Annotated in this window: 28 protein-coding genes; 10 read left to right on the top strand and 18 right to left on the bottom strand. The window is 62.4% G+C overall.

Translation table 11 applies throughout. The features are described from left to right. Positions 1–123 precede the first annotated feature (123 nt). On the top strand, positions 124–2,400 hold the full coding sequence (locus tag H7C86_RS02125) for a bifunctional SulP family inorganic anion transporter/carbonic anhydrase (protein ID WP_182261015.1): 2,277 nt from the start codon (positions 124–126) through the stop codon (positions 2,398–2,400). 5 nt (positions 2,401–2,405) lie between these two features. Here the strand turns inward: H7C86_RS02125 and H7C86_RS02120 are convergent, their stop codons facing one another. Genes H7C86_RS02120 through H7C86_RS02110 form a run of 3 tightly spaced genes read right to left on the bottom strand, consistent with a single transcriptional unit; the run spans position 2,406 to position 5,066 of the window. After that, positions 2,406–3,749: a sensor histidine kinase KdpD gene (locus H7C86_RS02120; RefSeq protein ID WP_020908761.1), complete on the bottom strand. Its 1,344-nt coding sequence runs from the start codon at positions 3,747–3,749 to the stop codon at positions 2,406–2,408. Continuing rightward, entirely contained in the window at positions 3,746–4,450 is a 705-nt protein-coding gene (locus H7C86_RS02115; protein ID WP_003939853.1) for a response regulator transcription factor, read from the bottom strand. The genes H7C86_RS02120 and H7C86_RS02115 overlap by 4 nt, the downstream gene beginning before the upstream one ends. 40 nt (positions 4,451–4,490) lie before the next feature. After that, positions 4,491–5,066, bottom strand: a complete 576-nt coding sequence (locus tag H7C86_RS02110) for a TetR/AcrR family transcriptional regulator (RefSeq protein WP_020970464.1) — start codon at positions 5,064–5,066, stop codon at positions 4,491–4,493. A gap of 89 nt (positions 5,067–5,155) precedes the next feature. Between H7C86_RS02110 and H7C86_RS02105 the strand changes: the two genes are divergently transcribed. Continuing rightward, positions 5,156–6,151: a hypothetical protein gene (locus H7C86_RS02105; protein ID WP_020908759.1), complete on the top strand. Its 996-nt coding sequence runs from the start codon at positions 5,156–5,158 to the stop codon at positions 6,149–6,151. On the opposite strand, the gene H7C86_RS02100 is transcribed toward H7C86_RS02105, so the two are convergent. Continuing rightward, positions 6,148–6,525, bottom strand: a complete 378-nt coding sequence (locus tag H7C86_RS02100) for a DUF952 domain-containing protein (RefSeq protein WP_020908758.1) — start codon at positions 6,523–6,525, stop codon at positions 6,148–6,150. The two genes, H7C86_RS02105 and H7C86_RS02100, sit on opposite strands and share 4 nt — an antisense overlap. 76 nt (positions 6,526–6,601) lie before the next feature. Here H7C86_RS02100 and H7C86_RS02095 point away from each other — a divergent pair, with 76 nt between their 5' ends. Both H7C86_RS02095 and H7C86_RS02090 read left to right on the top strand, forming a co-directional pair. Beyond that, positions 6,602–7,189 (top strand): TetR/AcrR family transcriptional regulator, encoded by a 588-nt coding sequence (locus H7C86_RS02095; RefSeq protein WP_020908757.1) that lies wholly within the window; start codon positions 6,602–6,604, stop codon positions 7,187–7,189. Between the two features lie 10 nt (positions 7,190–7,199). Next, positions 7,200–8,546: a deoxyribodipyrimidine photo-lyase gene (locus tag H7C86_RS02090; protein ID WP_182261014.1), complete on the top strand. Its 1,347-nt coding sequence runs from the start codon at positions 7,200–7,202 to the stop codon at positions 8,544–8,546. Positions 8,547–8,550: 4 nt separating this feature from the next. Here H7C86_RS02090 and H7C86_RS02085 read toward each other — a convergent pair whose 3' ends face one another. The 3 genes from H7C86_RS02085 to H7C86_RS02075 all read right to left on the bottom strand — a co-directional run bounded on the left by H7C86_RS02085 (position 8,551) and on the right by H7C86_RS02075 (position 10,895). After that, on the bottom strand, positions 8,551–8,919 hold the full coding sequence (locus H7C86_RS02085; protein WP_182261013.1) for a VOC family protein: 369 nt from the start codon (positions 8,917–8,919) through the stop codon (positions 8,551–8,553). Between the two features lie 156 nt (positions 8,920–9,075). Beyond that, positions 9,076–9,522: a hypothetical protein gene (locus H7C86_RS02080; RefSeq protein ID WP_182261012.1), complete on the bottom strand. Its 447-nt coding sequence runs from the start codon at positions 9,520–9,522 to the stop codon at positions 9,076–9,078. A 134-nt stretch (positions 9,523–9,656) separates the two neighbouring features. Continuing rightward, the gene (locus tag H7C86_RS02075) at positions 9,657–10,895 is read right to left on the bottom strand and encodes an MFS transporter (protein WP_141488543.1); all 1,239 of its coding nucleotides are present in this window, start codon (positions 10,893–10,895) and stop codon (positions 9,657–9,659) included. Between the two features lie 112 nt (positions 10,896–11,007). Between H7C86_RS02075 and H7C86_RS02070 the strand changes: the two genes are divergently transcribed. Then, positions 11,008–11,598: a TetR/AcrR family transcriptional regulator gene (locus tag H7C86_RS02070; RefSeq protein WP_020970457.1), complete on the top strand. Its 591-nt coding sequence runs from the start codon at positions 11,008–11,010 to the stop codon at positions 11,596–11,598. On the opposite strand, the gene H7C86_RS37850 is transcribed toward H7C86_RS02070, so the two are convergent. Further along, on the bottom strand, positions 11,556–11,783 hold the full coding sequence (locus tag H7C86_RS37850; protein WP_290283637.1) for a GNAT family N-acetyltransferase: 228 nt from the start codon (positions 11,781–11,783) through the stop codon (positions 11,556–11,558). The genes H7C86_RS02070 and H7C86_RS37850 overlap by 43 nt on opposite strands. A gap of 12 nt (positions 11,784–11,795) precedes the next feature. Continuing rightward, positions 11,796–12,389, bottom strand: coding sequence for a TetR/AcrR family transcriptional regulator (locus H7C86_RS02065; RefSeq protein ID WP_070795829.1), 594 nt, complete (start codon positions 12,387–12,389; stop codon positions 11,796–11,798). Between the two features lie 87 nt (positions 12,390–12,476). Here H7C86_RS02065 and H7C86_RS02060 point away from each other — a divergent pair, with 87 nt between their 5' ends. Further along, positions 12,477–12,863 carry a DUF1304 domain-containing protein gene (locus H7C86_RS02060; RefSeq protein ID WP_003939752.1) on the top strand — a complete coding sequence of 129 codons (387 nt, stop codon included), beginning with the start codon at positions 12,477–12,479 and terminating at the stop codon, positions 12,861–12,863. Positions 12,864–12,870: 7 nt separating this feature from the next. On the opposite strand, the gene H7C86_RS02055 is transcribed toward H7C86_RS02060, so the two are convergent. The 3 genes from H7C86_RS02055 to H7C86_RS02045 form a co-directional block, all read right to left on the bottom strand. After that, positions 12,871–13,380: a hypothetical protein gene (locus H7C86_RS02055; RefSeq protein WP_259349023.1), complete on the bottom strand. Its 510-nt coding sequence runs from the start codon at positions 13,378–13,380 to the stop codon at positions 12,871–12,873. 301 nt (positions 13,381–13,681) lie between these two features. Continuing rightward, positions 13,682–14,527 (bottom strand): mycofactocin-coupled SDR family oxidoreductase, encoded by an 846-nt coding sequence (locus H7C86_RS02050; protein ID WP_020908748.1) that lies wholly within the window; start codon positions 14,525–14,527, stop codon positions 13,682–13,684. A 93-nt stretch (positions 14,528–14,620) separates the two neighbouring features. Beyond that, positions 14,621–16,537 (bottom strand): propionyl-CoA synthetase, encoded by a 1,917-nt coding sequence (locus tag H7C86_RS02045; RefSeq protein WP_019744874.1) that lies wholly within the window; start codon positions 16,535–16,537, stop codon positions 14,621–14,623. Positions 16,538–16,714: 177 nt separating this feature from the next. On the opposite strand from H7C86_RS02045, the gene H7C86_RS02040 reads away from it, so the two are divergent. After that, positions 16,715–17,986 (top strand): MFS transporter, encoded by a 1,272-nt coding sequence (locus tag H7C86_RS02040; protein ID WP_021332237.1) that lies wholly within the window; start codon positions 16,715–16,717, stop codon positions 17,984–17,986. Positions 17,987–17,990: 4 nt separating this feature from the next. Here H7C86_RS02040 and H7C86_RS02035 read toward each other — a convergent pair whose 3' ends face one another. The 6 genes from H7C86_RS02035 to H7C86_RS02010 all read right to left on the bottom strand — a co-directional run bounded on the left by H7C86_RS02035 (position 17,991) and on the right by H7C86_RS02010 (position 23,600). Continuing rightward, positions 17,991–19,031: a hypothetical protein gene (locus H7C86_RS02035; protein ID WP_182261011.1), complete on the bottom strand. Its 1,041-nt coding sequence runs from the start codon at positions 19,029–19,031 to the stop codon at positions 17,991–17,993. Beyond that, positions 19,028–20,515, bottom strand: a complete 1,488-nt coding sequence (locus tag H7C86_RS02030; protein WP_019744871.1) for a carboxyl transferase domain-containing protein — start codon at positions 20,513–20,515, stop codon at positions 19,028–19,030. The genes H7C86_RS02035 and H7C86_RS02030 overlap by 4 nt, the downstream gene beginning before the upstream one ends. A gap of 93 nt (positions 20,516–20,608) precedes the next feature. Further along, positions 20,609–21,802, bottom strand: coding sequence for an ABC transporter permease (locus H7C86_RS02025; protein WP_019744870.1), 1,194 nt, complete (start codon positions 21,800–21,802; stop codon positions 20,609–20,611). Next, a complete protein-coding gene (locus H7C86_RS02020) occupies positions 21,799–22,695 on the bottom strand; it encodes an ABC transporter ATP-binding protein (RefSeq protein WP_182261010.1) in 897 nt (298 codons plus the stop codon). Before H7C86_RS02020 ends, H7C86_RS02025 begins: the two co-directional genes overlap by 4 nt. A 43-nt stretch (positions 22,696–22,738) precedes the next feature. Next, positions 22,739–23,284, bottom strand: a complete 546-nt coding sequence (locus tag H7C86_RS02015; RefSeq protein WP_020970450.1) for a hypothetical protein — start codon at positions 23,282–23,284, stop codon at positions 22,739–22,741. After that, positions 23,277–23,600, bottom strand: coding sequence for a helix-turn-helix transcriptional regulator (locus H7C86_RS02010; protein WP_003940147.1), 324 nt, complete (start codon positions 23,598–23,600; stop codon positions 23,277–23,279). The genes H7C86_RS02015 and H7C86_RS02010 overlap by 8 nt, the downstream gene beginning before the upstream one ends. A 106-nt stretch (positions 23,601–23,706) precedes the next feature. Here H7C86_RS02010 and H7C86_RS02005 point away from each other — a divergent pair, with 106 nt between their 5' ends. The 3 genes from H7C86_RS02005 to H7C86_RS01995 all read left to right on the top strand — a co-directional run bounded on the left by H7C86_RS02005 (position 23,707) and on the right by H7C86_RS01995 (position 25,190). Then, positions 23,707–24,126, top strand: a complete 420-nt coding sequence (locus H7C86_RS02005) for a hypothetical protein (RefSeq protein WP_029255992.1) — start codon at positions 23,707–23,709, stop codon at positions 24,124–24,126. A 74-nt stretch (positions 24,127–24,200) separates the two neighbouring features. Then, positions 24,201–24,614 carry a VOC family protein gene (locus H7C86_RS02000; RefSeq protein ID WP_080909125.1) on the top strand — a complete coding sequence of 138 codons (414 nt, stop codon included), beginning with the start codon at positions 24,201–24,203 and terminating at the stop codon, positions 24,612–24,614. After that, on the top strand, positions 24,615–25,190 hold the full coding sequence (locus tag H7C86_RS01995; protein WP_007733408.1) for a TetR/AcrR family transcriptional regulator: 576 nt from the start codon (positions 24,615–24,617) through the stop codon (positions 25,188–25,190). The last annotated feature ends 9 nt before the right edge of the window (positions 25,191–25,199 follow it).

Raw genomic sequence — 25,199 nt, 5'->3', positions numbered from 1 at the left:
CGCATCTAAGGGAACGGTAAGGAATCGCGGTTACCATGGTCACAGTCGATCGGCGATACCGATCGCCGATTCGCTTCGAACATGTTGCCCAGCAGCCGGATCCGGGGTCCGGCGAGGAGATCTATGTCGACGCAGTCCGTAGTGCACGCACAATCATCCGCAGACGAAGCCGTCGTGGGGGATTCGTCTCCGCCGGGTGGTGGAAGCCGGCGTTATCTCGAGCAACTGATCAGATACGACGTGCCGGCGTCGCTGGTCGTCTTCCTGGTGGCGCTTCCCTTGTCCTTGGGAATTGCTATCGCCTCCGGGGCGCCGATCATGGCAGGTCTGATCGCCGCCATCGTCGGCGGAGTAGTGGCCGGCGCGGTGGGAGGTTCACCACTGCAAGTCAGTGGTCCCGCAGCCGGTCTGACCGTGGTGGTCGCCGAACTGATCGGCAAGTTCGGGTGGAAAGTCACCTGCCTGATCACCGTCGGCGCCGGAATTCTGCAGATCGTGTTCGGGCTCAGCCGAATTGCCCGTGCGGCACTGGCTATTGCGCCGGTGGTGGTGCATGCGATGCTCGCCGGTATCGGCATCACCATTGCGCTACAACAGGTTCACGTGTTGCTAGGCGGAAGCTCGGCCAGTTCGGCGCTGGACAATCTACGGCAGTTGCCCGCACAGATCGGTGCCCTGCACGTCGAGGACTTGATGATCGGACTCGTTGTCATCGCCACTCTTCTCGGGTGGCGCTATCTCCCCGCGGGCGTCCGGAAGGTGCCTGCGGCATTGGTCGGCATCGTATTGGCAACTCTCGCTTCGCTCCTGCTGCCGATCGACGTCGAACGTATTGCTCTCGACGGATCTTTGTTGGACTCGATCGGACTTCCCGCTCTGCCCGACGGCCAGTGGCTCGGCGTCGCAACCGGCATCCTGACCATCGCCCTGATCGCCAGCGCCGAGAGTCTGCTCTCGGCTGTGGCCGTGGACAAGATGCACTCCGGCCCGCGCTCGAACTTCGATCGCGAGATGCTCGGCCAAGGTACTGCGAACATGGTGTCCGGGGCCATCGGCGGCCTGCCCGTCACGGGTGTGATCGTACGCAGCGCCACCAATGTCGAAGCCGGGGCGAAGTCCCGTGCGTCGTCGATCATGCACGGCCTGTGGATTCTGCTGTTCTCGGCTGCGCTCGCCGGGTTGGTGCAGCAGATTCCGAAGTCTGCGCTTGCCGGACTGTTGATCGTCATCGGCATTCAACTGGTCAAGCTGGCGCACATTCGGTTGGCGCGACGGACCGGTGATCTGTGGGTGTACGGCATCACAGTGGTCGGCGTCGTGTTCTTGAACCTGCTCGAGGGCGTGCTGATCGGATTGGCGTTGGCGATCGCTCTCCTGGTGTGGCGGGTCATCCGCGCATCGGTCACGGCAGAAGAGTTGGGTGACAAGGATTCCGGGAAGTGGCGGGTGCTGGTCGAAGGGTCGTGCACCTTCCTGGTGCTGCCCAAGCTCACCTCGGTACTCGCCGGCATCCCGCCGCGGTCCGACGTCACCGTCGAGTTGTCCGTCGACTTCCTCGACCATGCCGTCTTCGACGTCATCGAAGAGTGGGCGAGGCAGTACGAGTTGGCAGGTGGTTCGGTGATCATCGACGAAGTCGGCTCGGTGAGTATGGAGAGCGCGACCACCGGTCCGCCGAAGCGCGGCGCCGCAGTCACCGACCTGCGCGGATTGCTCGCTCCGTGGGGTAGTTGGCAACCACAGGCTTCGGGAAGGAATCTGAGCAGCCCGCCAGCCTTGCGACCCATTCTCGACGGGGTGTCCAACTATCATCGCCATCGCGCCGAAGCGATACGGCCGCACATGGATCAGTTGCGCGACGGCCAGAATCCCGACTCTCTTTTCCTTACCTGCGCAGATTCGCGAGTGGTGCCGAACATCATCACGAGCAGTGGCCCAGGTGACCTGTTCACTGTGCGCAACGTCGGAAACTTGGTTCCTGCCGGCGGCCGCGATACGTCGGTGGAAGCGGCACTGGCCTTCGGGATCGACGAGTTGGGTGTCAGTTCGGTGATCGTGTGCGGACATTCGGGCTGCGGAGCGATGCAAGCACTCCTGACGAACAGTTCGTCGGAATCGGGAGTTGTCGGGGAATGGCTGCGGCATGCGGAGACGAGTCTGCAGGCGTACACGAGTGGCCATCCGGTCGCGCGTGCTGCAGCCGAGGCAGGTTTCTCGGAGGTCGATCAGCTCGGAATGGTCAATGTTGCAGTCCAATTGCAGACTCTCGAACGGCATCCTCTGGTGGGTCAGGCCCGTGTGGATGGTCGCCTGCGTATCGCCGGACTGTTCTTCGACATCGGCTCGGCTCGGGTCATCGAAGTGACAGCGTCAGGGATCGGCGAGTTGATCGAGACCTGAAGGCGCTATTCGGGTCCGGGCTGATCCCTGAGTTCGACCAGCAGGCGAGCCCCGCCGAGCGGACTGTCGTGAAAGGTCGTGCGTCCGCCGTGCAGGGCCGCCTGCTGCGCCACCAGTGCCAGGCCCAAACCGGAACCCGTCTTGCCTGCCGTCGATCCGCGAGTGAAGCGTTCGAAGACGCTCGAGCGTTCCTCGGCCGGTATTCCGCAACCGTTGTCATCGATCGTGATCGTGACGGTGTCCGGTGAATCGACCGGGCGCGCGAGGGTGATGCGCACCGTGCTCGCGCCGCCGTGGCGGACTGCATTGGTGATCGCGTTGTCGAGGATCAACCGGATTCCGCCGGGAAGGGCCCGGATGCAATAGGGGAGTGGGGAATCCACCGTGACGACACTGACATCGACGCTCGGGTGGTGGCGTCGTGCATCGTCGGCAGCGATGTCGCATACCTCGGTCAAATCGGTGTCCTTGAAGTCCTCAGCCGTCGACAACTCGCCCTTCGCCAGTCGCTCCAGGTCGCGGAGAGTCGATTCGACGCGGCCCTGTGCGCGGGCCAGATCTGTGAGGATCTCACGTCGCTGCTCGTGGTCGAGATCGTGAATGGACAACACTTCGATGTCGGTTCGCATCGCCGTCAACGGAGTTCGGAGTTCGTGAGCCGAGGCGGAAGCAAAGTCCCGAGCGGCAGCAAGGGCCGAGTTGGTCGCGGCCTGTGCCCGGGCGACGTCGCTGAGCATCGATTCTGCTGCTGCGGCAAGCTCGTCCGCTTCACGGATGCCGGAAACCTCGGTGGCGAGATCGGGATCTCGCCTGGCGATCCGGCGGGTCAATTCCACGAGTGGGCGCACCGCCGGGCCACCGAACAACCATCCCAACGCGGCTGCGGCCGCTACGGCTCCGACGCCGAAGAACGCAACCTGACGCTGTTGGTCGACCGTGATGTCCCGCGCCTCGGCATAGGGAACCGCCAGCGAGACCAGGGCATTGATTCCGTCGGCCTCGGCGGTGTAAGCCCGGTACTTCGTACCGTCCACGTCGACGGTCGCCGAGCCGACCGGTAATTCGGGCAGTCGCGTCGGGGTACTGGATTTGACGGTTCCGTCGGTATCGGAGCGGATGGTCACGGAGAACGCTCCGCCGTCACCGAACGCGCCGAGAAAAGGTCCCGCTGTTGCCGCATTGGCCACGATGACCGTCGATGCCGTCTCCAAGCGACGGTCCAACTGCGCCAGATTGTTTCGTGCGATAGCCAGTGCAACGACCACGCCGAGTGCGATGACGATGAACGTCGCCCCCAGTGCCGCGGCCGCGGCAACGCGAGTTCGTAGTGAGAAGCGGCGACGCTTCACGGGTTCTCCCGAAGCACGAACCCGACGCCGCGAACGGTATGCAGCAGACGAGGTGAACCGCCGGATTCGAACTTTCGACGCAGGTAGCCGATGAAGACGTCCACGACGTTGGTGTCGGCGACGAAGTCGTAGCCCCATACGAGTTCGAGGAGACGTTCGCGAGTAAGCACGATGCCGGAATTGTGAGCGAGCACTTCGAGTAGCTCGAATTCGCGTTTGGTGAGCGGTACTTCCTTGCCGTCGACGCGAACCCGCCGGCCGGAGAGGTCGATGTCGAGGTTGCCGACCCGCAGGGTGTTCGTTCCCTCGGAGTGATCACCGGCCGGAGTGTTGCTGCGACGGAGCATTGCGCGGATCCGGGCAACCAGTTCGGCGAGGACAAACGGTTTGACCATGTAGTCGTCTGCGCCGGATTCGAGCCCGGCGATGCGATCGTCGACAGAATTGCGTGCGCTGAGCACGCAGATCGGGATTTCGTTGCCGGCGGCACGAAGCGCCGTCACCACACCGGTGCCGTCGAGCACCGGCATGTTGATGTCGAGGACTACCGCGTCCGGTCGCTTGTCGGAGATCACTCGGAGCGCGTCGGCGCCGTCCACTGCCGTCAGTACGGTGAATCCCGAGAGCCGCAATCCGCGTTCGAGTGAGGTCAGGACGTCTGCGTCGTCGTCGACTACGAGGATTTTCGGTATCTCGGTCACAGCCCCATTGTGCCTTGCCTGGTACGTCGGGTTTCGCCGATCAGACCGGCAAGTCGGTACCGTCCGGACGCAAACCGGCCATGAACACCGCGACCAACCGCGGGACCAGGTTCGGCATGGCCTCGTCGGACAATTCGATTTGCGGGCGCGTCAGTTTGGCCAGAGCCATGACGAATTCGAGCGGTTGCAGATCGGCGCGAACCAGTCCGGCGCTCTGAGCGGCGCCGATCGTCGCGGTCATCTTCGATTTCGTCACCTCACGCACCGCCAGAACTTCGGGCGCCAGCTCGGTGAAACTGCGTTCCACCAGTGCAGGAATGAGCGCACCCAGGCGCAGTTCCACGAGGCGGTCCACCAGCGTGTGCCACGCGTTTGTGGGATCGGTGGACATTGCCGTGAGTGCGATGTCGGCAGCCTCGCGAACATCGGTCAGTGTTGCGACGGCGACGGCGGTCACGAGGTCCTCGCGCGTCGGAAAGTTCCGATACAGCGTGGCGATGCCCACTTTCGCGAGTTCTGCGACTGCGTCGAGGGGCGCGTCGTGCCCGCGCTCGGTGAACACCGCTCGTGCGGCGTCGACTATTGCGTTTCTGCGTTCACGTGCATCGGCTCGCACATTCACCTCCGGTATTGACAGTTCATCATAACCGGAGGAATATCTTCCACAAATAGTGGAGGAAAAACTTCCACTTAGGGAAGGTAGTTATGAACGCCGAAGTTGAAGCACGGGACCGCAAGAAGTTGGTGGCTGTGGTGTTGGGCTTGTCCGCCGTGATCGGGCTGATGCTGCTTGCCTTCGTACTGCCCTCGGTCAACAGTGGCCCGCACGAACTGAAGTTGGGCATCACCGGTCCAGCTGCGGCAACCGAACAGATCAGCACCTCGCTCGAGGCGAGTAAGCAAGGCGCCTTCGATACTCGAGAATTCGCTGACGCCGACGCCCTGCGTGACGCGATTCGGAATCGCGACGTGGTCGGCGGAATCGCCGTTGATGCCAACGGTCCTCACGTGTTGATCGCGACTGCAGGCGGAACCCCGATCGCCCAGACCCTGACCGGGGTGGCCAACGGCCTCTCGGAGGCCTCGGGGGCGAAGGTGCCTGTCGAAGACGTTGTGCCGCTGACTGCGGACGACCCGACCGGTGCTGGGCTCACGGCATTGGCCTTGCCCTTGGTGTTCGGCGGAATCATGCCTGCTGTTGTTCTCGTGCAACTGTTTCCGCGGAGCATTGTCAAGCGAGTCTTGGGCGCTGCCGGCGTCGCGGTTGTCGCGGGTTTTGCACTGACTGCCATTCTGCAGTTCGGCACCAACAGTCTTGACGGAAACTACCTGCTCACCGCGCTCGCACTCACCATGGGCATGTCGGCCATCTCGCTGCCCATTCTGGGACTCGAATCCCTGCTCGGGATGAAGGGATTCGCGTTGGGTGCCGTCACGATGATGTTCATCGGAAACCCACTCTCGGGGATGGCGACAACTGCCGCGTGGTTGCCCGCAGGCTGGGGTGCATTGGGGCAGCTGCTCCCACCTGGCGCCGCAGGAGCATCCGTCCGTTCGATGGCGTTCTTCGACGGCCATGGCGCCGCCACGCCACTTCTGGTGCTGGTGTGCTGGATTGCCGTCGGGATCGCGCTGTGCGTCGCCGCCGGCCGGAAGAAGGCGTCGACCCCCGTGGTCGAACCCGAGGCTGCGCTGGTCTAGCCGGCGGGGCTTGCGTACGGGGTCAGGTCGGGAATCGGCCAGGCCCCGTCAACGCGTTCCACGACCAGTTCGACGACCACGGTGTCCTCGTCCATCGGTAGAGGCCGGAGGATTCGGGGCTTTCCCGCCTCCCATTCGACGTCGATGCCTGCGGAGGTCAGAGCGTCCTGGTCGATGACGGCGACGATCAGTGGCAACGTGAGGTCGCCGAACACCAGATCGAGCACCGAAGCGAGCGCGTTCGGGGTGGTTGCGCGAATGAATCCCGCCTCGTCGTAACTGATTCCGCGCGTCGAGACCTCGTACTCACCGAAACGCTTGCACGCTTCCCAGTCGTCGGCGATGGCGACGTGGACGAGTCGTTGTCCGGTCATGCAGTGCTCCTGTAGTGTTCGAAATAATGAAACGTCAACGTAGCATTAATTGAGTGGCACGGTAGTAGGGGACTTGATGGAGCAACCGCGAAGACGTGGGAGAACCAGCGACGCGGAGCGAGCTGATCGACGCAACGAGATTCTCGACGTTGCGGTCGACTCGTTTCGAGAAGTCGGGTTCGCTCGAACGACCATCGACGCCATTGCCACGGCGGCCGGCGTCGCCAAGCGCACCGTGTACAGCTATTTCGGCGACAAATCCGCGGTCTTCGCTGCTGCTGTTTCGCGTCAGCACGCGTATGTCGAGAACGCCGGTGGCGACCAGTCGGACCTGCTCGCCGCTGCAGTGGACATCGTCGTCGCCCTGCACAGCGACAACTCGATTGCGCTGCACCGCATGATGATCGGCGAGGCCGTGCAGTTCCCGGAACTGGCCGCCGCGTTCTACGAATCCGGCCCGGCCAAGTCGATTGCCTTTCTGGAGAAGATATTGATCGATCAGCACGGCCAGAAGGCTGCGCTGTGCGCGGATCAGTTGTACACGTTGCTGCTCGGGGAGGAGCACCGGCAGCGACTGCTCGGGCTCGCTTCCGAACCGACAGCAGAACGAGCTGCGCAACTTGCAGCTCGTGCGGTGGGATGCGTTCTGGGATCTGATCGGTAGGCTCGACTGGGTGAGTAACTCTGTGGTCTGGTTTCGACGTGATCTGAGGGTAGGTGACCTTCCCACCCTGAGTGCAGCGTCGGATGCCGGCGGGCGGACGTTGGGTTTGTTCGTTCTCGACGAGAACCTGCTCGGACCGGCAGGCTCACCTCGTCAGGATCAACTGTTCGCCAACTTGACGGCGCTCGATCATCAACTCGACGGAAATCTGATGGTGGTTCGAGGTGATCCGGCGGACGTGGTGCCCCGTGTAGCGGAATCCGTTGGCGCCGAAGAAGTTCACATCAGTGCCGACTACGGACCCTACGGCCGACGGCGCGACGCGGCCGTGGCGGAGCAGGTGGAGTTGATCGCCACCGGATCTCCGTATGCCGTGGCGCCCGGACGCGTCACCAAGGCGGACGGTGATCCGTACAAGGTGTTCACGCCGTACTTCCGTCAGTGGATGGAACACGGTTGGCGGGGCCCCGCGTCGACCGATGCGCAGACGGTCCGTTGGTTCGATCCGAGCGACAAGGAGGGTGGCCCGCGCCGGGTGAGTATCCCCGCGCCATCCGCCTCCGTCAGCGATTTCGTCGGTGAGGTCGGCGCCCTCGAACAGTGGAAAGAATACTGTGAGAACGATCTTGACCGGTACGACGACGAACGAAATCGGCCTGACCTCGACACCACGAGCCGGATGTCGATTCCGCTCAAGTACGGCACGATCCATCCGCGAACGATGTTGGCAGATCTCTCCAAGCGACTGGGCGACGGCGCTCAGGCTTACCGTCGCCAGTTGGCGTGGCGAGACTTCTACGCAGACATCCTGTTTCAACGCCCCGACAGCGCGCGGAAAAACTACGACGACAAGTTCGACCGTTTACGTCACGACGGTGGAGTGGACGCAGACGCCGCCTTCACGGCCTGGTGTGAGGGCAAGACCGGCTTCCCGATCGTGGATGCCGGCATGCGGCAACTCGCGGCCGAGAACTGGATGCATAATCGGGTGCGAATGATCGTCGCGTCTTTTCTGGTGAAGGACCTACACATTCCGTGGTGGCGTGGCGCACGGTTCTTCATGTCGCATCTGGTGGACGGTGACTTGGCCTCCAATCAGCACGGGTGGCAGTGGACTGCAGGGTCGGGCACAGATGCTTCGCCCTTCTTCCGCGTCTTCAACCCCATCACGCAGGGGGAGAAGTTCGATCCCGACGGCACATACGTCCGTCGGTGGGTTCTCGAACTCCGCGATGTTCCCGGGAAGGCCGTCCACTCGTTGAAGGCGATGCGCCCGGTCGACTACCCGGACCCGATCGTCGATCACGCGCATGAGCGTGAGGAAGCCTTGCGCCGGTACGGCGAGATCAAGGGCTGAGTGCTCAGTGATCTGCGGGCGCTACGCGGAGGCGGTTTCCGTCCAGATCTGAAATGACGAATGTCAGGCCGAAGACATCTTCGTTTGGCTCTTCGACGACCTCAATTCCCTTGGCCACCCACTCGTCGTAGATCGCCCGAATTTCATTGCTCCTGCCGTCGACCAATATGCCGACTTCGAAATTGCGCGGAGTCGCGGGATCGAGTTCGCGGGACTTGCCGCTCCACAGTGCAAGGACCACGCCGCCGCCGAGGTCGAAGGTCATGTACCGAGGGCTGAGGACCTCAGGCTTCGCGTCGAACAATTCGCCGTAGAACGCTGCTGCGGAGGCGGCATCGCTGACGTAGATCAGAAACTGGTTGGGTAGTCGCACTGTGGTTTTCCCTCTCCCGTTGATGTTCGGGCCACCGGCAGCGGGGCGTGTGCCTGGTCGTGCGGGGCCGTGTTCAACACTTCCCGCGCGCCGGACGAATGTCCAAGAACGAGTGCGTCTGAGAGGCAGATGGATTACTTATGACGACTGCTGCAGTCACACCGCACTGAGGTGGTACCCGACGCTCAGGTTCGGGTAGTAGCCGTCGATGTAGCTCGAGATGAAGTAGTGATCAGGGTCGGTGGTGCGAGTTCCGTCGGTGTCGAACTGCGGATAGTCGTTGGCCATGAAGACGGCTTGTCCGCCGCCGGGAGTGGAATAGGCGACGTCGACCGTCAGGCCGCGCGGGTCCTGGTTGTATGCCGTGACGATCTCGGTCTCGTGGGGCGCGAGCGACTGGCGTGGGCTCTGCATCCACTGTCCGTAGGGGTTGTCGGCGCCTTCGAGATGAATTGTCTGTTCGGTGTCGTTGCTGATCGTCATCGTGATGGTGTTGCCGGTCGTGGGAAGAGTTCCGGCACTGGCGATTCCGCTCAATCCCAAAGTGACGGCGCCGGCGGCCAGAGCTGTGATTGCGGCAACTACGTAGCGTGGGTTCGTCATCGTCGGTGTCCTTTGTCCGGGTGAGCGTTCGGTTGGCTCTCTCGAAGACAACTATGTCGGAGTGGATCGATGTCGTATGTCCACTTCCGGGACCCTGTGCAGGAGGAACGGTGTGTCCACCGATCGGGGGACACCTACTCCGACACGGAGACAGCTTCGACCTTTCGCTCGCTGGTGACCAGCAGTCCGATCAGTGCGGCGGCCGCGAGAACCATGACGAGTGCGCCGTAGCCACGCGTCGTATCCACCAACCCCACCTTGCCGACCAGGTAGCCGGCCAGCAATGCCGGAAGGCTGTTGGCCAGATATGCGATGACGTAGACGGTGGACAACAACCCCGCGCGTTCGTGGTTCTCGGCCAGCGGCATGACAGTGAGGATGGTTCCCTGGAATCCTGCTCCGAAGCCGATCCCGGCAACAGCCGTACCAACCAGAATCAATACTGCAGAGGATGTTTCAGCACCGATGAGTGTGACGGCCACCCCGAGCACCAAGGCGGTTGTTCCGATCAGCATCACGGTTCGGCCGCCGAGTTTGCGGAAGGTGAGCACCGCTGCGGCTCCGAATCCCGTCAGTGTTGCGACCATGATGGCACCGATGAGCGAGCTGTGAACGTCAAGTGCGTTGCGCGCCAGCGCCGGTCCGAGTGAGAGGTAGAAACCGCCCAGCGCCCAGACCGCGATCAGGCACGGTGCGGTGAGCGCAATCATGGTTCGGGCCTCGCGAGGAACAGCAAGGGTGGGGCGTAGCGACTGCCAGGCTCCGGGGCGTCCGCCCGAAGTCTCGGGAGCGGCCCAAACCCCGAGGATCTCGATGACGACGAGTACGAGAAGGACCAGGTAGACAGTGCTGGTTGGCCTGGGCAGGTGCTCGCTGATGAGACTCGAACCCACGGCTCCGACGGCAAGCCCCACTGTCGGAGCGACGCTGTTGATGATCGATCCGCGGCCCGGAGTGCGTTCGAGGTCGATCAACGCCGAACCCAAAGCGCTGATTGCAGCGCCGGTGGCAACACCTTGCACGACCCGGGCAATCAGCAGAATGGTCAAACCGTCGGCCGAGGCGAACAGGGCGAGCGAGACCGCCTCCAAGGCGAGCGCTCCGAGCAGGACCGGTCGCCTGCCGATGTGATCGGACAGGGATCCGGCGGTCAAGAGCGTGGCGAGCAATGCGAGAGCGTAGATGCCGAACACGAGCGTCGACGCGAGCGAGGAGAATCCCCACAACTGTTGATAGTGCTCGTACAACGGTGTCGGGGTCGCGGAGGCGCCCAGGAACGTAGCGATGATGACGGCGATGAGTGTGAAAGCGGCGCCTCGCCCCAAGCGTGGGCGTGAAGTGCTCTCGGTCGGCGGTGAAATGGTCGTTGTCATTGTCGTAGCGCTTCCCGTGCGGGTGGTGAAGACTTCAAACGCAAATACTTTGCGTTTGGGACGCTACGCCTGGCCGTAGCCTAATGCAACATCTTTGCGTTAGTATTGATTTATGAGTCCGTCCGCAGGTCCGCGCCCCGGTGGCCGCAGTGCGCGCATCCAACAGGCAGTGCATGCGTCGGCGCGCAAGTTGTTGGAACAGCGTGATCGGGCAGAGATCACGGTGCCGATGATCGCGACCGATGCGGGTGTGACCCCGTCGACCATCTATCGGCGGTGGGGCGACATCAACGAAGTCTTTGCCGATGTCTCGATCGAGAGATTGCGACCGGACGCCGACCCGCGTGAAACGGGTTCGCTCCGAGGGGATCTGACGATCTGGGCGCAGGACTATCTGGAGGAGATGTCTGCACCCGTCGGTCGCGCATCGCTGCGAGATGTGCTGATGAGCGACGACCAGACGCACGCACCGGACGGTACGAAGAAGTTCAAGTGCGCCTTTTTCTGTCGGACACAGATCGACGTGATACTAGCTCGTTGGCCGGAAGCTGCTGACGTGGATGGTGATTCGGTAGTGGACCACGTGGTGGCACCGATCATCTACCGAATTCTGTTCGACCTCGAACCGGTCGCGCCGCAGCGAGTTGCGGAATTAGTGGATCAGACACTTGCGCTCGCGGCGCGGGTCGGTGCCGAAGGCTGATCGCTGCGTAGCCGGGCGTGGACGTGCATGTCGTGCCAGCCGTCGGCGTGCCTGGCGGAGCCTCGTCGAACACCTTCTTCGCTGAAGCCTGCTTTGGTGGCGACTCGGCACGATCGTGGGTTGTGGATCGAGTGTGCGAGTTCCAAGCGATGAAACCCTACTTCGCGGAATGCCCACTCGGACAGTGCGGTTACAGCCTACGTGTTCCGGCTCTGCCACTCTTCGTTCAGGCGGCGCGCAGATTCCAGAGTTGCGATCGCCTCTTCGGTGTCAACTCGCGCGAGGACCAGTGCACTTACTGTGCAGGAGAGAAGGATTCGAGTGCGGTCTGAGAGCGTGGCGTCTGTCTCGGTCGGAAATGTGGCTTGTAGCCCGCTGCGAATTGCAACGGCAAGTTCTTGCCGATAGGCGCGGATCACGGCTGCCACCGCATCGTCGTGCGCGCCGAGTCCGGCAGCCGTATTGAGAAGTAGGCAACCGCGCCGAGGCGAGTCGGCGGTCATGGTGCCGATCGCGTGCTCAAGCGAGTAAAGGTAGTCGTCGACGGCGTCTGTCCCGGGATTTGTCGTGAGGCCGCGCAGACGTGGCCGGATGACATGTTCGAGGTACATCTGCACGGCGGCGTCGAACAATCCGCGCTTGTTGGTGAACGAGTTGTAGAGACTTGACCGACTCAGCCCCGTCGCGGATTCGAGGTCGCCGAGCGAGGCGCCTTCGTATCCGCGTGCCCAGAAAACGTCCAACGCGGCAGCGACCACGGCTGTTGTGTCGAATTCTTGTGATCTGCCCATCAAAGCCTCGCTCTTTCTGTATCGTTCGGTCCAGTATATATTGGACCGAACGATACAGAATTCACTCGAAGCAACAGGAGCTCACCGATGAACGTCGCCGGCTACATCTTCGCGGGACTGGCCGCAGCAGTGCACGTGTACATTTTTGTCCTCGAATCGATTCTCTGGACGGCCCCGAAGACCCGCGCCACGTTCGGCGTGAAGTCCGAGGAAGAGGCGATCACCACGCAGCCGCTCGCCTTCAACCAGGGCTTTTACAACCTTTTCCTGGCGATCGTGTCGGCGGTCGGCATCGTGATTGCGGCGACCGGCTCCGCGTCGGTCGGAATTGCCCTCGTCCTGGCAGGCACAGGATCGATGGTTGCCGCGGGACTGGTGCTGATTCTCTCGTCTCCCGACAAAGCCCGCGCAGCCGTCGTGCAGATGCTTTTCCCAGCTATTGCCGTTGTTCTGCTGGTAATCCACCTGCTCTGAGTGGTCTCTATCCGCCGCCGAGCACCAGTGATTCGATCAACGCAAAAGCCCCGTTGAGTGCTCCACAATCGAAGGCTTCGGCCAGGGCGTATCCGATGACAAGTTCGTCGGTGCTCGGCGTGCTCGACCAGACTGCGTCGGTCTGTCTGGGATCGAATTCCTCGTTCTTGGAGAAGTGCCCGATCCGCAATCCGTCGCGGGTGAATGCACTGTTCGCGTCGTCGACTGGGGCGAAGTTCAAACTCACGCCGTCGACGAGTGCCGAGACAGAGTACGAGCGACGGGACAGAAACCCTTTGCCGACAGTGAGTTCGACTTCGTCGCCACCGACAGTGAAGAACAAGTCGGCGGCGGCGCGCGTTCCGATGGGTGTGCCTTCGCGGCGCGGGGCATCGACTCGACGCGTCAACAGAGCGTGTGAGTTGCCGTTTCGGACGTCGACGACCCCCGTGTCGACATCGAACGAGATCTCGACTTTTCCGTGAATCGGGTCCATTACGGCGTATTTGACCGTCACTGTGCCTACCCCCTGTAAGTGTGAACTCGGGTCCATAATACGTGGTGGGAGCGTTGTCCAGTATGCCCGAATCCAAAAAAATAGTGCCGAATGACGCGCGTTTGCGGCCAAATGCTTCTACGCTGGGTCTTGGGTTTGTTGCGCATCCCACAACGGTTTTTCCCACGCCAGACGAGGAGCGCCTATGAGGTTGTCGACTACTTGTTCTGTTGCTACGAAGGCTTGATCAAGCCGGAATTGCCTCTGCCGGATGGTGCTCGAGACCCATCCGGCAGAGGCAATTCTGCATCAGTTCGGGCCTTCAGCCGCCGGCGAATTTTTCCGAGGTGCCGAGATCGATCGGCAACGCGATGCCGGTGATCCCGCGCCCGGCCGGCCCCACCAGATAGAACACCGCATCCGCAATCACTTCGGGGTCGACCCATGGGTGGGGAAGCAGATTCAGCTTCGACATGATCGGAGCGGTATCGGCGAGGACAGGATTCTCCAAGTCTGGACGGAACGCACGAACCATCGGTTCGTTGTCGATCATCGTCGTTCGCACATTGCCCGGGTGTACAGAGTTGACCCGAATGTCCGCCCAGCCGAGTTCGTTGGCCAGAGACTTCGCCAGCCCCCGAACGGCGTGCTTCGACGCGGAATAGTGTGCGATACCCGGCACGCCTCGAAGCCCGGCCATCGAGCTGATCAACACGATGGATCCACCTCGATTGCCGTTCATGATGTGCGGAATCGACACCTTGGTCGTCAACCAAACGCCGGTGACGTTGATGTCCATCAGCTCGCGGAACTCTTCGGCGCTCAGGTCCCAGGACAATTTCGCCGACGCCGCGATTCCCGCGTTGGCGATCACGATGTCCAGTCGGCCGAGCTTCTCGACTCCGGCGTCGACCGCTGATTTCAGGGCATCGAGGTCGCGAGTGTCCGCGACGGATGCGACGATGCGCCGGCCCTGAGCTTCGACCAGGGCGACGGTCTGGTCGAGGTCGGCTTCGGTGGCCATGTCGTACCCCGCCGTTGCGACCGGCGCGCACAGATCCACCGCGATGATGTCCGCGCCCTCGGACGCGAGCTTGACGGCATGTGCGCGCCCTTGACCGCGCGCCGCTCCGGTGATGAATGCGACCTGACCGTCCAAATTGCCCATCGAACTTCCCCTGCCCGTCTGAATCGTTGAAAACTGGAACGTGTTCATACTGCTACGTTCGGTGCGAGCCAGGCAGGGGAATTCTCTGAATCCTTATCCGCGAAGGAGTTTGGACAACTCGTCCAGTACGCTCGCGTCCTCGATGGTCGACGGGACCGTGTACTCCTCGTTGTCGGCAATCTGCCGCATGGTCTTGCGGAGGATCTTGCCGGAACGAGTCTTGGGTAGTGCAGCGACGACGGTGACGTCCCGGAACGTGGCGACGGCACCGATCTGGTCTCGCACCCGGGCGACCAGTTCCTGTCGGAGTGTTTCGGGATCGATGTCGACGCCGGACTTGAGCACGACGTAGCCGCTGGGGCGTTGCCCCTTGAGTTCGTCGTGAATGCCGATGACCGCGCATTCGGCGACAGCCGGGTGGCCGGCGACGACGGCCTCCATGCTTCCGGTCGAAAGGCGATGTCCGGCAACGTTGATCACGTCGTCACTTCGTCCGAGCACGAAGACGTAGTTGTCCTCGTCGATGTATCCGGAGTCGCCGGTGAGGTAATAGCCTTCGAAAGTCGACAGGTAGGACTTCACGTACCGGTCCTCGTCACGCCACAGTCCGGCGAGTGTTCCGGGAGGAAGCGGCAGGCCGATCACGATGTTGCCCTCGGTGCCCGGACCCACGAGTTCGCCCTTGCCGTCGACGATTTCGACGCGGTATCCGGGGCAGGCGACGGTGGGTGAGCCTGCTTTGATCTCCATCGGTTCGAGGCCGCGCAGGTTCGCGCAGATGGCCCAACCGGTTTCGGTCTGCCACCAGTGATCGACCACCGGGCGATCGAGAATCCGAGTAGCCCACTCGTAGGTGTCGGGATCCAAGCGCTCGCCGGCCGCGAACAGTGTGTCGAGCGACGAGATGTCGTACTTGGCAAGCTCTTTTGCATCCGGGTCGGCCTTGCGGACCGCGCGGATCGCTGTCGGAGCGGTGAAGAGTGCCGACACTTTGTATTCGGAAATGATGCGCCAGAATGCACCTGCATCGGGGGTCCCGACGGGCTTGCCTTCGTACATGACCGTCGTAGCTCCGGCGAGCAATGGCCCGTAGACGATGTAGGAGTGGCCGACCACCCAACCGACGTCTGAGGCGGTCCACCAGACCTGGCCGGGGCTGATGTCGTAGAGATTCTTCATCGTCCACGTCAGGGCAACGGCATGGCCACCGTTGTCCCGGACGACGCCCTTGGGCTTACCGGTCGTTCCCGAGGTGTAGAGAATGTAGAGCGGATCCGTCGCGGCGACCGACACCGGGTCGGCAGGAGTTGCATCGGCGATCAGCTCGTCCCAGTCGAACCAGGCTGCGGCACTTGACTTGTAGTCGGCAGCTGCGCCGGGAATCTGCTCGCGATTCTTCACGATCACGGTGTGCGCGGGCGTGGCGGACAGTTGCAGAGCCTTCTCGACCATCGGCAGGTACTCGATTGTTCGTCCGGGTTCGAGGCCGCCGGACGCCGTCACGAGCACCACTGGACCGGCGTCGTCGATACGGGTTGCGAGTTCCTTGGCCGCAAAGCCGCCGAACACCACCGAATGCACCGCGCCGATACGTGCACACGCGAGCATCGCGATCGCGGCCTCGGGGATCATCGGCATGTAGATGATCACGCGGTCGCCCGCCACCACACCCTGATCTTTCAAGACGCCGGCGAAGAGTGAGACCTGCTCGAGCAATTCGGCGTAGGTGTAGGTCGTCTTGGCTGGGACCATCGCGGAGTCGAAGATCAACGCGGTCTGATCGCCGCGGCCGTCGCGGACGTGCCGATCGAGGGCATTGAAGCTGGTGTTGAGCGAAGCATCCGGGAACCAGCGATAGATCGGCGCGGCAGAATCGTCGAGAGCCTTCGTGGGGGCGACATCCCAGTCGACGGCCCGCGCAGCGTCGAGCCAGAACTTCTCCGGCTGATCCATGCTCTCGCGATATGCGTCGGCATACGTGGTGTGGGACGCCTGCTCGGAAGAGCTCATCGACGTGTGTCCTCTCGTGAACTTCGCTTACCGGTGACCTGAAACACCTTAGGTCACCGTCAGTGCGGTGCGCCTCAGTAGCGGTGCGGGTACCGTCCCTTTGCGCCGGGCGGGCCCGTCCCGTCGGCCAGTGGCGCGTAGGGGTGGGATAAGCCAGGGACGGAAAGGGGGATCGATGTGACAGGTGCAGCGCAACGCGCAGGCTTCTGGGGAGTCCTCGCTCTGCGTGACTTCCGACTGCTGTGGACCGGCGACGCAGTCAGCGGTATCGGAAACGGTGTCACGACCGTCGTACTGCCGCTGGTCGCGCTTCGCGAACTGGACGCGAGTAGCTTCCAGATCGGTGTGCTGGCATCGGCAGTGTGGTTGCCGTGGTTGATCGTCGGACTACCTGCCGGTGCCTGGATCGACCGGCTGCCACGGCGTCCGATCATGATGATCGCGAACGCTGCGTGCGCGCTGCTCTTCGCGAGCCTCGCGATCGCCGGCTTCCTGGAGGCGATGACATACGGCCACCTGCTCCTGGTCGCGCTGCTCACCGGTACAGCCACGGTCTTCTTCCAGGCGGCCTATCACTCGTATCTCCCCACGGTGCTCGCCGAAGCGGATCTTGTCGAAGGGAACTCGAAGATTCAGGGCGCCGAGGCCGCAACTCGGGTGATCGGCCCAAGCGTCGGTGGGCTGGTGGTTGCAACTGTCGGGCTCGCGGCCGGTCTGGTTGTCGACGCGTTCACGTTCGCCTTCTGCTTCGTATGCATCTGGCTGATTCGTGTGCAGGAGACCGTCCATCGCGGACAGAATCAGCGAGAACCGTTGCGACGGCAGATTGCGCTCGGACTGCGATTCGTTGCCGGTGATCCGTATCTGCGGTCGATCGTCGTCTACGGCACTCTGCTCAATTTCGGTCTCACCGGGTACACCACGATTCAGATCGTGTTCTTGGAAAAGACGGTTGGTGTGGGGGAGTTCGGACTCGGGCTTCTCTTGGCGATTGCCGGGGTGGGCGGAATTGTCGGATCGATGATCGCGCGCCCGCTCGGCCGCAGATTCGGCACTGCCCGAAGCGTTCTCATCTGTCAGTTGGTGACGGGACCGTTCATCCTGTTGGCGCCTCTGACGACGTACGGTGCCGGCCTGTTCTGGTTCTGCATCGGCGGCATGGTGATGGTTGCGGGTGTCGTGTCGTGCAACGTGGTGCTCGGCAGTTTCCGTCAAAGTTACTGTCCGCCGGACCGCCTCGGACGAGTAGTGGCAACGAGTATGTTCCTGCTGCACAGCAGCATTCCGCTCGGTGCGCTGACGGCAGGCTACCTCGGCGACGCGGTGGGACCGCGCGGGACGATGTGGATCATGGCCTGCCTGATCGCGCCGTGTGGATTGGTCCTGCTCTTCAGCCCGCTCCGCGGGATCCGCGATCTACCGAGTCGGCCTGCGATCTCACTGCGGTAGAGAATTACTGCGGTAGAGCCGCGGCGGCCTCTTCGCTTCGAATCGCGATGCGAAGAGTCGCGAGCATGAACAGTGACACTGCGAAACCGAAAAGCGCGCCGAACTGGTCCTGCGTGAACAGATAAACCTGCGTCACCAGAAGGCTCACGATGAGGGATGCACGCAGGAGTCTCAGGGCTCGCAGGTACGGACCGCGGAAGAGGAACCACACTCCCAGAACCACAAGAACTCCGGTTGCGACGGTGGAGATCTGGACCACCAGATCGGAGACGTCGTCGGCTTCGACGACGTTCTCGGAAACCAACGCGTAGATCACCTGGAAAATCGCCAGAAGAGCCTGCAGTACGAACAGGGTCAGTACCAGTCGGCGGACGACACGGTGCCGGAGCAGTTCCTCAGCACGGTGGAAGAACGCGTTGCGGCCACGAGTGATCTTCGATTCGATACCGCCGGTCGGCGGAGTCTGTGAATGCAGGCCGGCTTTGATCGAATCGACGAGGTCGGTGAGGCTGCGGTCTTCGACGCCGTCGAGTACGCGGAGGGCGTGGTTGTACTGGATCTCGTCGAGCTGACCGAGAGCGAGGTCCGAGAGCGCTCGCGCCCCGATGGCGAGCCGATGACGATCATTCATTCCGCGCCGAATCACCACCTCGCGCGCGGCAAGATAGAAGAGAACGAAGACGACGTACATGATCGCGATGGCAGGTTGGTAGAAGTAATCAACGTCGGCGGTGACGAATTTTCCGACCTCGTCGATGAAGAGACCGAATCCGATTCCGCCGACGAGCGTGGCCAGGTCACGCGTGCGAGAGCCATCGGTGATGGCGGTCGCGACGATGGCGACGGCCATCAGCAATCCGCCCCAGAGAACGTGTGCGATGTGGAGGGCGCCGCCCCCGATCTGGGGATAGCCCGTTGCCGCCAGATAAGCGCGGGTGATCAGCACGGTCGCGACGCCGGCGAACAGGAACAATTCGAAACGAGCGAGTGCCGCGCGGTCGTAACTGTGCGGCAGCGTCAGCGCGTTCCGGTCCTTCGTCGTCATTGCGGAACTCCCAGGTTTCGATAGCGCGCGATACGGGAGGACTGGCGATCGGTGTCCGACTCTTCGGCAAGCATGAAGAGTTCGTGCGCTATCGCAGCCCCTACCCTCTTGGAGAATTCCACGGGTTCGTCGGCCGCGTCAGGCGTTTCGGGAATGATCGCGTCGATTACGCCGTCTCGAAGCAGATCCAACGAACGAATGCCCTGCGCTGCCGCCATCTCCGGTGCGTGACTGATGTCGCGATGGACGATCGCGCTTGCGCCTTCCGGCGGCAGGGGAGCGAGCCACCCGTTCTGTGCCGCGAGTACCCGATCGGCGGGCAGCAGCGCGAGCGCCCCGCCGCCTGTTCCCTGACCGAGCAACACCGACACTGTCGGGGTCTTCAGCGTCACGAGGTCGGCGATGCAACGGGCGATCTCAGGGGCCAGTCCACGTTCTTCAGCTTCTTTGGACAGCGAGGCGCCCAAAGTGTCGATCACGAGGACAAGCGGGAGTTGTAGTTCTTCGGCAAGTTTCATGCCCCGTCGCGCTTCCCTGAGCGCGGCCGGTCCCATCGTGGTGAGCGCGGATTGGCCACTGCGGTCCTGGCCGAGCAGGATGCACGGAAAGCCTCGGAAGCGGGCGAGCGAGAGCAAGATCGTCTTGTCGGTTTCACCCTGCCCGGTGCCGCTGAGCGGTACCTGTTCAGTTGCGGCATGGCGGAGCAACTGCCGGATGCCGGGTCGATCGGCCCGGCGCGAGAGCATCACCGACTGCCAGGCGGGAACATCGGGAATCTCGGGTGAGGGAATCGGGTCCGTGGCCGCCGGGGCCGGGGGATCGGTGAGCACGCACAACGCTCGATTGACCAGCAGACGGAGGCGGTCGACGGGTACGACGCCGTCGATAACGCCGTTGCGATACAAGTTTTCGGACGTCTGGATACCGTCGGGAAACTTTTCGCCGTACAGCGATTCGTAGACACGGGGTCCGAGGAATCCCACCAGAGCACCGGGTTCCGCGACGGTGATGTGGCCGAGGGATCCCCACGAGGCAAAGACCCCGCCGGTGGTGGGATTGCGCAGGTATACCAGGTAGGGCAGGTGTGCCGCTTTGTGAACAGCCACTGCCGCAGCGATCTTCACCATCTGAACGAAGGCGACGGTGCCCTCCTGCATCCGCGTTCCGCCAGAGGTGGGCGAGGCGAGCAGCGGGAGTTGTTCTGCCGTAGCACGTTCGACGGCGGTCACGATCCGCTCGGCCGCGGCGACTCCGATGGAACCGGCGAGAAAGCTGAATTCACAGGCAATTACCGCGACCCGACGGCCCCGAACCGTACCGACACCGGTGACGACGGACTCGTCCACTCCGCTCTTTTCGCGGGCCTTCGCCAGGTCTTCTGCGTATTTCGGGCCAGGTCCGACGTCGACGGGCGGGGAGTCCCAAGAGACGAAGCTCTCGGGATCGAGTACCGCAGTGAGTAGTTCTTCGGCCGAGATTCGCACAACGTCCTCCAAGTAAGCAGCACCCCGTCCAGGATGAACCTACCTGGACGGGGTGCCGCCGGGATCGCGTGGCGCCAGTTGTGCGCCGGAGAATCAGCGTCCGAACGCCTCTTTCCATGACACGACTTTGCCGATACGAAGGATGGAGCGCTGGTAGATCTTTGCCGCGATCATCGACAGCGCAGCAGTCACGACCAGCATCAGCAGAATCGTTCCCACGATCTGGAACGGAGAAGCAACGCCGGCGGAAATGCGCAGGGGCATGAGGATTGCCGAGAACGGCGGAATCCAACTCAACACGTTGCTCAGGGTTCCTTCTGGATTGCTCACCGAAACGAAAGCCACGCTGACCATCGCCATGACGAGCAGCGCGAGAGGCATCGCGGTGGCGTTGACGTCCTCCTGCCGCGAGACCATGGACCCGGCGGCGGCGTACAGCACGGCGAAGAAGAGGAAGCCGAGAATGAACCACCCGAGAGTGCCGAACAGAACGCCGATTGCGGTGCCCGTCACGGTCAGGACGCCCGTCGCCAGTCCGGTGGCGACGCCCGCGACGGCATAGGCAGCCATCTGCATCAGGCCGACAGCACCGATTCCGAGAACCTTGCCCCACAACAACTGCAGCGGACGAAGAGTGGAGAGCAGCAGCTCGACCACGCGACTGGACTTCTCCTCGACGACGCCCATCGCCACGTACGTTCCGAACAGCAGGATCTGCATGTACAGGAGCACCACAGCAGCGATCGACATCGCTATGCGTTGGCCCTGTTCGGGATCCGGGGGATCGATGGCATCGATGGTGACCACTGCGGTGGACGTGGCTTCGGCGAGCTGAGCCGGATCGATCCCCGCGGCGGAGAGCGCATTCGATTGTGCCTGTTGTGCAACGGAACTCTCGATGACGGCGCGCAGATTCGTGGGCACTTCCTTCTTGGTCACGACAGTGACGCCGCCGCCCGATCCAGCGATCACGGCCACGTCGAGGTCGCCGTCCTTGACCTGGTTACGCGCGGTTCCGTCGTCGGAAACCTCCGTCACCGTCACCGGATTTCCGAGGGTGTCGCCGATGGACACCATCGTGGCACTGAGTGATTGGTTGCCGACCAAGCCGATCTTCGACTTGTCCTCGTCGCCGCCGGAGAAGAGTGAGAAGGCGATGATGCCGCCGACGATCGCGACCAGGATGATGACGTTGCTGATCACAAAACTCTTCTTCGAGATCTGCGTCATGAATTCGCGTCGGGCGACCAACCCGATGGCTCGACCTCCGCTCAACTGGTTGCTCATGCGGCTACTACCTCTCGGAACAGATCGGTCAGTGACGGACGTCGTAGCGTGAACTCGTGCACCGGTCCGGTTTTCAACGCTGCATGCAGGATCTGCTGATCGTCGGCGGTTCCGTCGACGCTCAGGAGCGTTCGACCGTCGAGGTGGCTCAGTGTGGTGACACCGATCAGATGGTGTGCCCAGCCGACCGGCGCGTCAGGGGCGAAGACTTCGATTCGGCCGTCGCCCTTGCCTCGTAGTTCGTCGACGGTTCCGATCTCTCGCATGCTGCCGCGGCTGATGATGCTCACGCGATCGCACAGGCGCTCCACCAGATCCAGCTGGTGGCTGGAGAAGATTACGGGAACACCGGTGCGAGCCTTCTCGACCAACACGTCACTCATGACATCGACCGCTACGGGGTCAAGGCCCGAAAACGGTTCGTCCAGAACGAGTACCGCTGGATCGTGAACCAGCGCGGCCGCGAGCTGCACACGTTGCTGATTACCGAGGGACAGGGAGTCGACGGTGTCCTTGACGCGTTCGGCGATACCCAGACGTTCGGTCCATCGCTCTGTCGCCGCGTGCGCGTCGGCTTTCGAGAGCCCATGTAGCTCGGCCAGATAGGAAAGTTGCGCGCCCACCTTCATCTTGGGGTAGAGGCCGCGTTCCTCCGGCATGTATCCGATAGTGCGACGCACGTCGAGGTCGACGGGTTTGCCGCCGAGGCGAACTTCCCCCGAATCTGCTCCGAGCACACCCAGCGCAATGCGCATCGTGGTCGTCTTGCCGGCGCCGTTGCTGCCGACGAATCCGAAGATCTCGCCTGGTCGCACTTCGAAACTCAGGTTGTCGAGTGCAACGACGTCGCCGTAGCGTTTCGAGATGCCGTCGATCGTGAGGGTGGCTGACATGGGTCCTTCCCATCGGTCGAGTGGTGCGCTTCGGAAATACGGGTCAGAGGTCGAACTCTTCGGAATCAATCGGATCCGGGTCTGGATTGGTCCACGAGAGAATCATCGCGGGCGTGCACGCGCCGATCAGCATTGCAGTCAGTGCCAATAAACCTCCCGAGTAAGGCAGTCTCTCTACATTCCACTGCACCGACGAGGTGAAAATGAGGAAAATGGCGACAATGAAGACCAACGATTGAGTCACGCTCAACCCGACGGAACGGGCGTCGTTGCGTTGCTGGATCTCCCATTCGTCCAGAGCATGCCGCGGCGCATCCCCTTGCCTGCCCGACACGATTTGAAGTGAAGACCACGTCGGTAGGAACAACAGGGTGAGGACCGGCCATGCCACCGCGAACAGTGGGTTGAACAGGCACGCTATGCCGATGGCAACCATCGTGGCGAACAGGACTCCGAGGGCGATGACGAGCATCCGCCGACGTCGACGGGTTCGCCAATTCGGGAGCCAATGTCGGAACGTCTCCTCGTTCTGCAGGAACCGCCGAGTGCGGTGGGCCTGGTAGCGGTCGATCAGATTTGATTCAGGCACTGGGCTTTTCACTCCCCTCGGTAGTGCGGTCAGATCGGTAGACCTCCGTCGACGGTGCATTCCGGTAGACCTCCGTCGACAGCGGCCCGAACTCCGTCCGGGAGAACACCGCTTCGACCGGAAGGTCGAACACCCAGCAGATCCTGAACGCGAGATCCAGGCTGGGGTAGTGATCGCCGCGTTCGAGCGCCCCCACCGTCTGCGGGTTGACGTCGACGAGTTGTGCAAGCTGGGCCCGACTCATCTTCCGCTCGGCGCGAAGCACTCCGATGCGATTGAAGATGGGGAGCGCGTCTCCCCGTCGGACTGGGCTCATGCATCAAAGTGTTGTAAAAACCCAACAGTTTGTCAACATGAACCGCGAAGATGCCGTTTCTGGGTGGTGTCGGCGGATAGGGTTCGGGCAACAGAAGGGGCGTCGCATGGTGGTCGAAAAGTTGGTGCTCGAGAAGTCCTGTCTCGTCGTGCAGGTGCGCGAGGACGGTAGTTACAGCGTGGGACCGCAAGGGCGTGAAGTGGTCTGGCGCGATGCGATGGAAAAAGGTGCCGTCATCGGTATCGGTCAGCACACTCCAGGGGACGTTGAGGGTGAATCGTGGTGGGTCGTGTACGGCCAGTCGGACGCCGGGGCAGACGTCACCGTTCGACTCGAGGATGGATCGCACGTGCCGGTGGGCCGTATCGGTGAGATTTTCGCCAGCGAATGGGTGAGTACCCCGCAGCAGGCCTTGCTGTATCGGTCCGATCGCCCGGTGGAGTCGCAGCCCACCAATCTCTCTGTGCTGTTCGCCAGGCCGAAGTTCATGCCCAAAGCGGCGTTTCCGGAGAATGATCGCTTGTAGTTGCAGCGAGCTGCCGTCGGGAGGCTGGCGGCCATCTTCTCGAAAGATTACGGTACGTACTGTACTGTTTAAGAATGGCAACTTGGCCGAACGAACTCGCAGTAGTGCAAGTGCGCATAGCGCGACCCACCGACAGGCTCGACGACGTGATTGCGTTCTATCGCGACTGTCTGGGATTGCCCGAGCTCTACCGGTTCTCCGGTCATGCCGGGTACGACGGAATCATGCTGGGGCTGCCGGATTCGAACTACCACCTCGAATTCACGACCCACGAAGACGGAAGCCCGTGCCCGGCGCCGACGCAGGACAACCTGTTGGTGCTCTACTTCGCCGGCGAGTCGGCGATGTACGAGGTAGTTCAGCGGTTGGGTGAAGCAGGGCACGAACCCGTTGGCGCCGAGAATCCGTATTGGGAGGAGAATGCGGGGATGACTTTCGAAGATCCCGACGGCTGGCGTCTGGTGCTCATGCCGCGACCGGTGCTGTAGATGGTGCGCGCCCGCGACGAGCGGATCGACGACGCCGTACTGGCGGCAACCCTGGAGTTGTTGGGGGAGAACGGTTATGCGGAGCTGTCGATCGGTTCGGTGGCGACGAGAGCCGGCGTGCACCGACCCGCCATCTACCGGAGATGGCCGTCGAAGCGGCATCTGGTGGTCGACGTCGTCGTGGCGCACATCGGCACTGATCCAACGCCGGACACCGGCGATCTCAGGGCAGACCTGGTCGCCGGCATCACGACATTGGTTGTGGGACTGAGCGAAACGGTAGTTGGGCGGATCCTGCCCGCGTTGGTCGCGGATCTGGCGGCGGACCCGGAATTGGCGCGGGATTTCCAGTCGGCATTCTTTCAGCCACGACGCGATTCCACTGCGGCAGTGCTGGAATCGGCGCGGCTACGCGGCGACATTCGGAGCGACTTCGACCTGGACTTCGTCCTGGACGCGCTGGCGTCGCCGATCTATTACCGAGCGTTGTTCCGTCACTTACCGCTGGACGCGCTCCTGGCCGAGCAGTCCGTCGATTCTGTGCTGCTGACGTTGACTCCCCACGAAAATTCCTGAAGCCGTTTC

Source organism: Rhodococcus sp. UFZ-B548, assembly GCF_903819475.1.
Classification (GTDB): domain Bacteria; phylum Actinomycetota; class Actinomycetes; order Mycobacteriales; family Mycobacteriaceae; genus Rhodococcus_F; species Rhodococcus_F erythropolis.
Note: the sequence above shows the minus strand (reverse complement) of the source record. Positions and strands in the feature narration are given on the sequence as shown.